The 11,569-nt window shown below is 72.3% G+C and carries 9 protein-coding genes; all 9 read right to left on the bottom strand.

The window, feature by feature from the left end; all coding sequences use genetic code 11:
• Nucleotides 1-15 precede the first annotated feature (15 nt).
• The 9 genes from J7I94_RS17900 to J7I94_RS17860 all read right to left on the bottom strand — a co-directional run bounded on the left by J7I94_RS17900 (nucleotide 16) and on the right by J7I94_RS17860 (nucleotide 11,392).
• Nucleotides 16-1,134 carry a pseudouridine synthase gene (locus J7I94_RS17900; RefSeq protein WP_215168124.1) on the bottom strand — a complete coding sequence of 373 codons (1,119 nt, stop codon included), beginning with the start codon at nucleotides 1,132-1,134 and terminating at the stop codon, nucleotides 16-18.
• Nucleotides 1,134-1,712 (bottom strand): SMC-Scp complex subunit ScpB, encoded by a 579-nt coding sequence (scpB, locus tag J7I94_RS17895; RefSeq protein WP_251075328.1) that lies wholly within the window; start codon nucleotides 1,710-1,712, stop codon nucleotides 1,134-1,136. The genes J7I94_RS17900 and scpB overlap by 1 nt, the downstream gene beginning before the upstream one ends.
• Nucleotides 1,713-1,780: 68 nt before the next feature.
• Nucleotides 1,781-3,022, bottom strand: a complete 1,242-nt coding sequence (locus J7I94_RS17890) for a segregation/condensation protein A (protein ID WP_308114604.1) — start codon at nucleotides 3,020-3,022, stop codon at nucleotides 1,781-1,783.
• 285 nt (nucleotides 3,023-3,307) lie between these two features.
• Complete coding sequence (locus J7I94_RS17885; RefSeq protein ID WP_215168127.1) at nucleotides 3,308-3,874, bottom strand: hypothetical protein; 567 nt, start codon at nucleotides 3,872-3,874, stop codon at nucleotides 3,308-3,310.
• Nucleotides 3,871-4,998 carry a ParA family protein gene (locus tag J7I94_RS17880; protein ID WP_215168121.1) on the bottom strand — a complete coding sequence of 376 codons (1,128 nt, stop codon included), beginning with the start codon at nucleotides 4,996-4,998 and terminating at the stop codon, nucleotides 3,871-3,873. The genes J7I94_RS17885 and J7I94_RS17880 overlap by 4 nt, the downstream gene beginning before the upstream one ends.
• 419 nt (nucleotides 4,999-5,417) lie before the next feature.
• The gene (gene ald / locus J7I94_RS17875; protein WP_215168120.1) at nucleotides 5,418-6,542 is read right to left on the bottom strand and encodes an alanine dehydrogenase; all 1,125 of its coding nucleotides are present in this window, start codon (nucleotides 6,540-6,542) and stop codon (nucleotides 5,418-5,420) included.
• A gap of 134 nt (nucleotides 6,543-6,676) precedes the next feature.
• Nucleotides 6,677-8,722 (bottom strand): tetratricopeptide repeat protein, encoded by a 2,046-nt coding sequence (locus J7I94_RS17870; RefSeq protein WP_215168119.1) that lies wholly within the window; start codon nucleotides 8,720-8,722, stop codon nucleotides 6,677-6,679.
• Between the two features lie 294 nt (nucleotides 8,723-9,016).
• Nucleotides 9,017-9,643 carry an NUDIX hydrolase gene (locus J7I94_RS17865; protein ID WP_215168118.1) on the bottom strand — a complete coding sequence of 209 codons (627 nt, stop codon included), beginning with the start codon at nucleotides 9,641-9,643 and terminating at the stop codon, nucleotides 9,017-9,019.
• A gap of 81 nt (nucleotides 9,644-9,724) precedes the next feature.
• Nucleotides 9,725-11,392, bottom strand: coding sequence for a CTP synthase (locus J7I94_RS17860; protein ID WP_215168126.1), 1,668 nt, complete (start codon nucleotides 11,390-11,392; stop codon nucleotides 9,725-9,727).
• Nucleotides 11,393-11,569 lie beyond the last annotated feature (177 nt).

The raw sequence follows: 11,569 nt of genomic DNA, 5'->3' as shown, positions 1-11,569 counted from the left end.
TCCAAACGACAGGCCCTAGAGGTCGACCTCCTGCATCAGCATGCCGACCTCGGTGTTGGACAGCCGCCGCAGCCAGCCCGACTTCTGGTCGCCCAGGGTGATCGGCCCGAACGCGACCCGCACCAGCTTGTCGACCGGGAACCCGGCCTCGGCGAGCATGCGCCGCACGATGTGCTTGCGGCCCTCGTGCAGGGTGACCTCGACGAGGTAGTTCTTGCCGGTCTGCTCGACGACCCGGAAGTGGTCCGCGCGCGCGTACCCGTCCTCCAGCTGGATGCCGTCCTTCAGCTGCTTGCCCAGGTCGCGCGGGATCGGGCCGACGATGTGCGCGAGGTAGGTCTTCTTCACGCCGTACTTGGGGTGGGTCAGCCGGTGCGCCAGCTCACCGTGGTTGGTGAGCAGGATGACGCCCTCGGTCTCGGTGTCGAGCCGCCCGACGTGGAACAGCCGGGTCTCGCGGTTGGTGACGTAGTCCCCGAGGCACTGCCGGCCCTCCGGGTCCTCCATCGTCGAGACGACACCGGCGGGCTTGTTCAGCGAGAAGAACTGGTACGACTGGGTCGCCACGGTCAGGCCGTCGACCTTGACCTCGTCCTTCTCCGGGTCGACCCGCTTGCCCTGCTCCAGGACGATCTCGCCGTTGACCTCGACCCGGGCCTGCTCGATCAGTTCCTCGCAGGAGCGCCGGGAGCCGTAGCCCGCGCGGGCCAGGACCTTCTGCAGCCGCTCGCCCTCCTGCTCGGCGCCGGGGAAGGTCTTGGGCAGCTTGACGTCCTTCTTGCCCGCGTACCGCTCGCGGTTGCGCTCCTCGGCCCGCGCCTCGTACTCGCGGGAGGTCGCCGGGACGCTGCGTCCCCGCTGCTGGGGCTTCTTCGGACCGCCCTTGGCGCCGCCGCGGGCCGCGGGGCCGCGGCCCGACTTCGGACCGTCCTGGGTGGCGCCGGGGCCCACGTCGTAGCGCCGCTCCTCCGGGCGCGGCTTCTTCGGACGGCCGCTGCCCTGCCTGTCGTCGCGGTTGTTGCCGGCGCCGCGGTAGTCACCGCGCCCGCCGCCGCTCCCGCCGCGGCCGCCGCTCGTGCCACCACGGCTCCCGCCGTTGTTTCCGCTGCTGTTCCTGCCGCTGCTGCTTCGCATCAAATGTCCGTCTGGTCGTCTGCGTCGTCGGGACCCGGCGCATCGGGTGCGTCCGGATCGAACGACGGAACCCCTTCCAGCGTCTCGGCCTCGATCGCCTCCGCCTCGGGGAGGAAGGGCGCCAGCTCCGGCAGCTCGTCCAGGCCGCGCAGGCCCATCCGCTCCAGGAAGTAGTTCGTCGTCACGTACAGGATCGCACCTGTTTCGGGTTCCGTGCCCGCTTCCTCGACCAGACCCCGCTGGAGGAGGGTGCGCATCACGCCGTCGCAGTTCACGCCGCGCACGGCGGAGACCCGGCTGCGGCTGACGGGCTGGCGGTAGGCGACCACCGCGAGGGTCTCCAGCGCGGCCTGGGTCAGCCGGGCCTGCCGGCCGTCCAGGACGAAGCCCTCCACGGCGGCGGCGTACTCGGGCCGGGTGTAGAAGCGCCAGCCGCCGGCGATCAGCCGCAGCTCGAATCCGCGGCCCTGGGCGGTGTACTCGTCGGCCAGCTCGCGCAGGGCGTCCGCGATCCGGCGCCGCGGCCGCCCCAGTATCTTCGCCAGGTGCTCCTCGGTCGCGGGCTCGTCGACGACCATCAGGACCGCCTCCAGAGCGGGCTTGAGGTCGAGGTCCGCGACGGACGGCGCCACGCCCGCTTCGTCACTCACGTGCTCTTCTCCTCCTCCGGCTGCTCGGGCGGCCGGTCGAACTCGTCGGTCACGGCCCCTTCGGCGGCCCCGTCCCCGCCGGTCCAGCGCACCAGCAGCTCGCCGAGGGCGGTCTCCTGGTCCAGGGCGACGGCCTTCTCCCGGTACAGCTCCAGCAGGGCCAGGAAGCGGGCCACGACGGTCAGGGTGTCGTCGGTGTCCGCGGTCAGCGCCCGGAAACTGGCCTCGCCCAGCTCTTTCAGCCGGGCGACGACGATCCCGGCCTGCTCCCGCACACTGACCAGCGGCGCGTGGATGTGCTCGACGTACACCTGCGGTTTCGGCTTGGGCTGCATCGCCTTGACCGCCAGCTTGGCGAACCCCTCGGCGCCGATGCTGATGACGACGTCCGGCAGCAGTTCGGCGTGGTGCGGCTCCAGTCCCACGGTACGGGGACAGCGGCGGGCCTCGTCGTCCAGCCGCCCGCTGAAGATGTCGGCGATGCGTTTGTACGCGCGGTACTGGAGGAGGCGGGCGAAGAGCAGGTCGCGGGCCTCCAGGAGCGCCAGGTCGGCCTCGTCCTCGACCTCCGCGGCGGGCAGCAGCCGGGCCGCCTTCAGGTCGAGCAGGGTGGCGGCGACGACGAGGAACTCGGTGGTCCGGTCCAGGTCCCCGTCGGGCCCCAGCGCCCTGATGTGCGCCATGAACTCGTCGGTCACCTTGGACAGGGCGACCTCGGTGACGTCCATCTTGTGCTTGGAGATCAGCTGGAGCAGCAGGTCGAAGGGGCCCTCGAAGTTGGCGAGCCGGACCTTGAAGACCCGGTCGTCGGCCTCACCGTCGCCCTCAGCCGCGGCGCCGCTCTCGGTGACGGCCGGGGCACCCCGGCCGGTACCGGGCGCGGTCTCGGGCCGGACGTGCGGGACGCGGGGCTCGGCCTCGGGGGCCGCGGCCGGCCGGGCCCGGCCGTGATCCGCCGGATCGGCTTCCGGCGCCGCGTGGGCCACGCGGACCTTGAAGACCCGGTCGTCGGCCTCACCGTCGCCATCAGCCGCGGCGCCGCTCTCGGTGACGGCCGGGGCACCCCGGCCGGTACCGGGCGCGGTCTCGGGCCGCGCGTGCGGGGCGCGGGGCGCGGCCTCGGGGGCCGCGGCCGGCCGGGCCCGGCCGTGATCCGCCGGTTCGGCTTCCGGCGCCGCGTGGGCCACGGCATCCGGGGAACCCGGACCGGCCACCACCTCGGCCGGCTCGGCGTCCACCCCACGGGGCTCCGCCGCCGTCCCGGAGGGCCGTGCGGGCGTCCCTGAAGGCTCCGCCTCCGACCCGGCGGGCTCGGCGTCCGTCGCAGGCGGTACGGCGTCCGGTCCGGGACCGGAACCGGGACCGCGCTCCGGCCGGGCCCCGCCCGGATCGCGCGTCGGCGGAGGTCCGGGCGGCGCGGTCGCCGGGGAGACTCCCGGCCCCCGCCCCAGCGCGCGCCGACGGCCGCCGGAGGCACCGGCGCGGGGAACGTCGTTGGAGGTCATGGCCTCCGCAGGCTACCGCTACCGTCCGCGCAGCCGGCGTACGAGGATGCTGGCGTCCCCGCGGGTCTCCAGGTCGGCGAGGACCACGGCGACCGCCTCGCGGACGATCCGGCCGCGGTCGACGGCCAGTCCGTGCTCGCCCCGGAGCACCAGCCGGGCGTGCTCCAGGTCCATCAGTTCCTCGGCGGAGACGTACACCGTGATCTTCTCGTCGTGCCGCTCGCGCCCGCTGGGGCGCCGTGCGGCGGCCCGCCCGCGCTTGCGGGACCGGTCGGCGGCAGAACCTTCCTGCGCCCCGTCGGGGCCCGCCCGCCGGGCGGAGCGTTCCGCGCCCCGGCTGTGCGACTCGCCGTTCGGTCCCGGCTCCGCGTCCGCGGCCACGTGCTCGGCGCCCCGGCCGTCACCGCCCTGCGCGGGCACCGACTGCGGCGCGTCCTCGGCGGCGGCCGGGTCGCTCTCCCCGGCCGGAGATCCGGCCGGCGCCGGCACCCGGGCCTCGCCGCCCGCCTGGCGCCTGGGGCTGGACGCCTGAAGCCCCATACCCCCTGTCGTACGGAAGAGTTCGTCGGCCCCCGGCAGACTCACTCGGCGTGACACCGGGCGAGCACCTCCCTGGCGAGCTGGCGGTAGGCGGCGGCACCGACGGAGTTGGAGGCGTACGTGGTGATCGGCTCACCGGCGACCGTGGTCTCCGGGAAGCGGACGGTACGTCCGATGACCGTGTGGTAGACGTGGTCGTCGAACGCCTCGACGACCCGCGCGAGCACCTCACGGCTGTGCACCGTGCGCGAGTCGTACATCGTGGCGAGGATGCCGTCCAGCTCCAGGTCCGGGTTGAGCCGCTCCTGGACCTTCTCGATCGTCTCGGTCAGCAGCGCGACCCCGCGCAGCGCGAAGAACTCGCACTCCAGCGGCACGATCACCTTGTGCGCGGCGGTCAGCGCGTTGACCGTGAGCAGGCCGAGCGAGGGCTGGCAGTCGATGACGATGTAGTCGTAGTCGTCCAGCAGCGGCTTCAGCGCGCGCTGGAGGGTCGACTCGCGGGCGACCTCGCTGACGAGCTGCACCTCGGCCGCCGACAGGTCGATGTTGCTGGGCAGCAGGTCCATGTTGGGGACCGCCGTCTTCAGCAGCACCTCGTCGGCCGCCATGCCCCGCTCCATGAGCAGGTTGTAGACGGTGAGGTCCAGCTCCATCGGGTTGACGCCGAGACCGACCGACAGCGCGCCCTGCGGGTCGAAGTCGACGAGCAGCACCCGGCGCCCGTACTCGGCGAGCGCGGCACCCAGGTTGATGGTCGACGTCGTCTTGCCGACGCCGCCCTTCTGGTTGCACATCGCGATGATCTTCGCGGGACCGTGGTCGGTCAGCGGGCCCGGGATCGGGAAGTACGGCAGCGGGCGTCCGGTCGGGCCGACGCGCTCGCGGCGCTGTCGGGCCGCGTCGGGCGCGAGCGTGGCCGCGTACTCGGGATCCGGCTCGTACTCGGCGTCCGGGTCATAGAAGTGCCCCTGGGGCAGTTCGTCGTAGTCGGCGAAGTGGTTGCGGGGCGCGCCACTTCCGTCGCCGGCCATGGCGTTCACGTGTTGGCCATCCATCTTCGGGTGTGCTGTCTGAGTTGCCTGCGGACTCTGGTGGGCTGCGAAGGTTCGCACAGCGACGGAGCCGACAGCCTCGAACCGCCCGGGGCCTCCGGGCCCTGCAGGCATTCCTGGTTGACCACCCCCGGGAGTAAATGTCGACTCATTCACAAGTCGTCTTACCTCCTTGGTGACCAGGAAACTTCTAGACAGGTCAGCGTGGCACCATGCCGACGATTGGCGACTCTATGGCGTGTCGGCGGTCCGCAGCAACACAATCCGCCGGACCCGGCCCGATGTGTCGGCAATGGAACACCCCTCTGTCAAGGGCGTACGGCCGTCGCACAGCAGGTTTCACCGGTGTACGAATGGGTTCAAGCGTTACGTTCGAGGCGAGTTGAACGAGAATCGCAAAGTGACCATACACACACCCGGCCGGACCTTGTCGACAAGGTCCGGCCGGGTGTGTGGCATTGACGACCGAAGTTGACGTGTCGCCTTTACCGGATGACGACTTGCCAGGTGACGGCTTGCCTGAGGGCGACTTGTCAGCCGAGCAGGGCGGACAGTTCCACGTGGTCCAGGCCGTGCGCCTCGGCCACCTCCTTGTAAACGACCTTGCCGTCATGGGTGTTGAGCCCCTTGGCCAGCGCGGGGTCGCGGCGCAGCGCCTCCACCCAGCCGCGGTCGGCGAGTTCGACGATGTACGGCAGCGTGGCGTTGGTCAGCGCGTAGGTGGAGGTGTTGGGCACCGCGCCGGGCATGTTGGCGACGCAGTAGAAGACCGAGTCGTGCACGGTGAAGGTCGGCTCGGCGTGAGTGGTCGGGTGGGAGTCCTCGAAGCAGCCGCCCTGGTCGATCGCGATGTCGACAAGGACACTCCCCGGCTTCATCCGGGAGACCAGCTCGTTGCTGACCAGCTTCGGCGCCTTGGCGCCGGGGATCAGGACGGCGCCGATCACGAGGTCGGCGTCCAGGCAGGCCTTCTCCAGCTCGAAGGCGTTGGAGACGACGGTCTGGATCTTCGTGCCGAAGATCTTGTCCGCCTCCTTGAGCTTGTTGATGTCCTTGTCCAGCAAGGTCACGTGGAAGCCCAGGCCGATGGCGATCTGCGCCGCGTTCCAGCCGGAGACGCCACCGCCGATGACGACGGCCTTGCCGGCCAGGACGCCGGGGACGCCGCCGGGCAGCACACCGCGGCCCCCGTTGGCGGCCATCAGGTGGTAGGCGCCGACCTGCGGGGCGAGCCGGCCCGCGACCTCGGACATCGGGGCGAGCAGCGGCAGGGCGCGGTTGGGCAGTTCGACGGTCTCGTAGGCGATGGCGGTGGTGCCGGACTCGATGAGGGCGTCCGTGCACTCCTTGGAGGCGGCCAGGTGCAGGTAGGTGAAGAGCGTCTGGTCCTTGCGCAGGCGGTGGTACTCCTCCGCGACCGGCTCCTTGACCTTCAGCAGCAGGTCCGCGGCGGCCCAGACCTCGTCGGCGGAGCCGAGTATGTCCGCGCCCGCGGCGACGTACTCGGCGTCCGGGATCGAGGAGCCGACGCCCGCGCCGCGCTCGACGACGACCTGATGGCCGTGGCGCACCAGCTCGTGGACGCCGGCGGGGGTGATGGCCACCCGGAACTCGTTGTTCTTGACCTCGCGGGGGATGCCGACCTTCACGTCGATCACGGTCCTTGGCTCAGAGAATGGGGCTACTACAAGACATACCCGGGCATGCGAGGGCACACCGGGGGAGACCGCAGGAGAACGTGCGGCAGAGCCAGTCTAATGAAGGTGTTCCCGCTGTCTAGCCTTTCAAAGCATCAATCGTCGGCGGGTGCGCTACGGATTTCGTAGGTGTTAGCTCCTTGTTCCGGCTGGGAGTCGTCCTCCAGCAGCCGCTCGGACCGGCGGCGGTGCAGCCCGGCCGCCGCGGGGTCGCCGAGGTGCTCCAGCGTGTCGGCCAGCCTGAGGTGCAGGGCCGCCTGGAGCCGGGTGTCCTCGGCGCGGCGGGCCCACTCGACCGCCTCCTGGCAGGTCCGGAGCGACTCCTCGGGACGTCCGGCGTACTCCTGGACCCGGGCCAGCTCGCTCAGGGCCCGTGCCTGGGCGGCCACGTCGCCGGTCCTGCGGTGGCCGGCCACCGCCGCGCGCCAGTTGCGCAGGGCCTCGCCGTAACGCCCGGCGTAGGTGTGGGCGGCGGCGATACGGCCGTAGAGCCGGGCGGCGTCCGCGCGCTCGTCCCGGGCCAGGCGCTGGGCCAGGGCCCGGCCGAACCAGTCGGCGGCCCGGTCGTAGTCGCCCAGCTCCAGGTGCGCGCCGCCTACGGATTCCATCGCGCGGCCGGTGGCGTACGGGTCGTTCGCCTCGCGTCCGGCGTCCAGCGCGGCCCGGTAGCGCACCAGCGCCTCGGCGGTGCGGCCGGTGCGGGCGTCCAGGTCGGCGAGGTTCAGCAGGGCGGCGGCCCGCTCGCGGGGCAGCTCGCGGCGGACGGCCACGTCCAGCACCAGCCGGTGGACGCCGTACAGGTCGGGGGCGGCCGCCTGGGTGCCGGTGTGCGCCACCATGGCCCGTACCAGCTGGGACATCAGCCGCCGGGCGAGGGTGTCCAGCTCGCCGTCGGCGACCGCGAGGCGGGCCGAGGCCAGCAGGGCGGGCCGGCGCAGCCGCAGCCACTCGGCGGCGTCCCGGGGGGTGGCGAAGCGCAGCGCGCGCGGCATGCCGAGGAGCTTCTCGCGGGCCCCGGGGCTGTCGGTCTCGGTGATCGCCCGGCAGGACTGGAGCAGCCGGACGGTCCGCTCCAGCATGCGGGCGCGGGCCAGCTGGAGTTCGGCGGGCCGGTCGTGGGTGCGGGCATGGGCGGCCAGGAGGGGGTGCAGGCAGCCGGGGACCTCGTACTCGGGCAGCGGGGAGTCGAGGGGGCGCAGCAGGCCGAGGGCGACGAAGTCGTCCAGGGTGGTGCGGGCGCTGCCGACCGAGCAGCCGGCCAGGGCGGAGGCGGTGTGCGGGTCGACCAGGCCGGCCGGGGCGAGGGAGAGCAGCCGCAGCATCCGGGCTGCGGCGCTGGGCAGGGAGGCGTGGACGAGTCGGAAGACGCGGGCGACGGGGTCGCTCTCGTCGGTCCCGGCGGCGTGCAGTTGCTTGGCGAGGTCGGCGACGGCGGCCTTGGGGCGGGCGGCGAGCCAGCCGCCCGCCAGGGCCAGCGCGGCGGGCCGGCCCCGGCACTCCTCGACCAGGGACTCGGCGGCCCGGGGGTCGACCGTGATCCGTACCGAGCCGATGCGCCGCTGGAGCAGTTCCACGGCCGACTTGGTGTCCAGGCCGCCCAGGGTGCAGGGGCGGACGTCGGCGATGCCGGTGAGCGGGCCCTCGGCGACGGCGACGACCAGGCAGCCGGGGCTGTCCGGGAGCAGCGCGTCGACCTGTGCGGCGTCGGCGGCGTCGTCGAGCAGGAGCAGGGTGCGGCACCCGGCGAGGGCGGTGCGCAGCTCGTGGGCGAGGTCGTCCTCGGTGGCGCCGGGCCGGGTGGTGCGGCCCAGGGCGGTGAGCAGGTCCCGGGCGAGGGAGTCGACGGGCACCCGGGTGCCGTCGGGTTCGCTCAGCCGGGCCCGCAGCAGGCCGTCCGGGTAGTCGCCGGCGACCTGGGCGACGAGTTCCTCGGCGAGGGCGGTGCGGCCGGAGCCGGGACGGCCCGCGACCAGCAGCACCCGGGCGCGGGGGGCCTTGCGGCCGGAGAGGGTGTCCAGTCCCGCGCGCGCGATGTCCGCGCGCAGCGCCTTCAGCTCCCTGGTGCGGCCCAGGAACCACGGTTCCCCGGCAGCGTCGCCCGACAGCCGCGCGCCGTCCGGCCGCACTCCGTCCGGTCGCACACCGTCTGACCGCGCGCCACCCGCCCGCGCCCCATCCGACCGCGCGTCATGCGACCGCACGCCATCCGGCCGCGCCCCGTCCGGTCGCACACCGTCCAGCCGCACGCCGTCCGTGTCCACCGCCTGATCCGTCACGGGCCACACTCCCGATCCCACCGCGCACCGGTGCCCGCCGGAACCCCCGGTTCGGGCGTTTTCCGAGCCTAGTTCAGGCTCCGGCGGGTTCCGGCGAGAGCAGGGCGGCAAGATCGCCCAATCGGATCAGCAGATCGTCACATCAACTGAAGCAGCCACTCAGACCTCGAACGGACGTGCGGGCCAGGGTGCCTGGGCGGGCCGCAGCGCGTCGAGCCCGTCCCCCTCCCGCGCGGCGACCAGCGAGAGCACGCCCACCACGAGGCAGTTGTTGTGCAGCTCGCCGGCGAGGACGCCCCGGACCAGGTCGGCCACCGGCACCCGCGCCAGCTCCATGTCCGCCTCCTCGTCCTCGACCTGGAAGCGCTCGCCCTCGGCCTCCGACAGCTCCCGGGCGAGGAAGATCCGTACCGCCTCGTCACAGCCGCCGGCGGTGGTGTAGACGTCGGTCAGCACCCGCCAGTCCTCGGCCTTGACGTGCGCCTCCTCGTACAGCTCGCGCTGGGCGGCGTGCAGCGGGTTCTCGCCGGGGACGTCGAGCAGCCCGGCCGGGATCTCCCACAGCTTGTGGCGCACCGGGTGGCGGTACTGGCGCAGGACCACGACCCGCCCCTCGTCGTCCAGGGCGAGCACGGCGACGGAGCCGGGGTGGACCTGGTAGTCACGGGTGACGACGGTGCCGTCGGGCATGACCACCTCGTCCGTGCGGACCGAGGTCTTGTTGCCGCGGAAGGGGGTGTCCGTCTTCCGGATCTCCCACTCCTCGGGGGTGTCCTTGATGGTCATGCCCTGTCCTCCCAGACGTACGCGAAAGCCGGGGCCCGCCCCGTTCGAAGGGCGTGCCCCGGCCACCGTACAACTGTCGTGTTACTTCGCGGTCTTCCGCTCGACGGCCGCCTTGACCAGCCCCGCGAAGAGCGGGTGCGGGCGGGTCGGGCGCGAGCGCAGCTCCGGGTGGGCCTGGGTGGCGACCAGGTACGGGTGGATCTCGCGCGGGTACTCGACGTACTCGACGAGCTTGCCGTCCGGGGAGGTGCCCGAGAAGACGATGCCGGCCTTCTTCTCCAGCTCCGCGCGGTAGGCGTTGTTCACCTCGTAGCGGTGGCGGTGGCGCTCCTCGACGTACTCCTTGCCGTCGTACACCTCGCGCACGATGGAGCCCTCGGCCAGCTTCGCCGGGTACATGCCGAGCCGCATGGTGCCGCCCATGTCGCCCTCGCCGGCCACGATGTCGAGCTGCTCGGCCATGGTGGAGATGACCGGGTGGGCGGTGGCGGGGTCGAACTCGGTGGAGTTGGCGTCCCCGATCCCGGCCAGGTTGCGCGCGGCCTCGACCACGATGCACTGCAGGCCCAGGCAGAGGCCGAGCAGCGGGATCTTGTTCTCGCGGGCGTACTTGATCGCGCCGACCTTGCCGAGCACGCCGCGGTCGCCGAAGCCGCCCGGGATGCAGATGGCGTCCACGTCACCGAGCTGCGCCTGGGCGCCGGCCGGGGTCTTGCAGTCGTCGGAGGTGACCCACTTGATCTTGACGCGGGCCCGGTTGGCGAAGCCGCCGGCGCGCAGCGCCTCGGTGACCGAGAGATAGGCGTCGGGCAGGTCGATGTACTTGCCGACCAGGGCCATGACGATCTCGTGCTCGGGCTTGTGGACGCGCTCCAGCAGGTCGTCCCAGGTCGTCCAGTCCACGTCGCGGAACGGCAGGTCCAGCTTGCGGACGACGTAGGCGTCCAGGCCCTCGGCGTGCACGACCTTGGGGATGTCGTAGATCGAACGGGCGTCCGGGCAGGCGACGACGGCGGCCTCGTCCACGTCGCACATCAGCGAGATCTTGCGCTTGATGGCGGTCGGCACCTCGCGGTCGCAGCGCAGCACGATGGCGTCCGGCTGGATACCGATGTTGCGCAGCGCGGCGACGCTGTGCTGGGTCGGCTTGGTCTTCAGCTCGCCGGAGGGGCCGATGTAGGGCAGCAGCGAGATGTGCACGACGAAGACGTTGTCCCGGCCCACCTCGTGGCGGACCTGGCGGACGGTCTCCAGGAACGGCAGCGACTCGATGTCGCCGACCGTGCCGCCGACCTCGGTGATCACGACGTCGACCTCGTCGGTCGCCATGCGGCGGATGCGGTGCTTGATCTCGTTGGTGATGTGCGGGATGACCTGCACGGTGTCACCGAGGTACTCGCCGCGCCGCTCCTTGGCGATCACGGTCGAGTACACCTGGCCGGTGGTCACGTTGGCCGAGCCGTCGAGGTCGCGGTCGAGGAACCGCTCGTAGTGGCCGATGTCCAGGTCGGTCTCCGCGCCGTCGTTGGTGACGAAGACCTCACCGTGCTGGAACGGGTTCATCGTGCCAGGGTCGACGTTGAGGTAGGGGTCGAGCTTCTGCATCACGACGCGCAGACCCCGGGCCTTGAGCAGCATGCCGAGGCTGGAGGCGGTCAGCCCCTTGCCGAGAGAGGAGGCGACACCCCCGGTGACGAAGATGTGCTTGGTCGTCGAAGCTGTGCCGGATCGAAATGCGGCGGGCGGCATGGCCAAGAGGGGGCTCCCGTGGTCGCGGTCTGGGGTGCGATTCGGCGGTCCGCCGGAGGTGTCCGGGGGTGGTGCCGTCGCTGCGGTTCGGGGGTTTCGTTCCCACCGGTCCACGGGCTACCAGCGTAACAGCGCCGGAGAGCGATGGCTTCCGGCCACGCTCCGCGCACGTCCGGA

Origin of the sequence: Streptomyces sp. ISL-12, assembly GCF_018614415.1 — a bacterium.
In the GTDB taxonomy this organism is placed as follows: Bacteria; Actinomycetota; Actinomycetes; order Streptomycetales; family Streptomycetaceae; genus Streptomyces.
This window is presented reverse-complemented; position numbering and strand designations above follow the sequence as displayed.

Coding starts and splice junctions, on each gene's coding strand:
- J7I94_RS17900 (WP_215168124.1), bottom strand. CDS start 1,134: ATGCGAAGCAGCAGCGGCAGGAACAGCAGCGGAAACAACGGCGGGAGC.
- scpB (WP_251075328.1), bottom strand. CDS start 1,712: ATGGTCGTCGACGAGCCCGCGACCGAGGAGCACCTGGCGAAGATACTG.
- J7I94_RS17880 (WP_215168121.1), bottom strand. CDS start 4,998: ATGCCTGCAGGGCCCGGAGGCCCCGGGCGGTTCGAGGCTGTCGGCTCC.
- J7I94_RS17865 (WP_215168118.1), bottom strand. CDS start 9,643: ATGACCATCAAGGACACCCCCGAGGAGTGGGAGATCCGGAAGACGGAC.
- J7I94_RS17860 (WP_215168126.1), bottom strand. CDS start 11,392: ATGCCGCCCGCCGCATTTCGATCCGGCACAGCTTCGACGACCAAGCAC.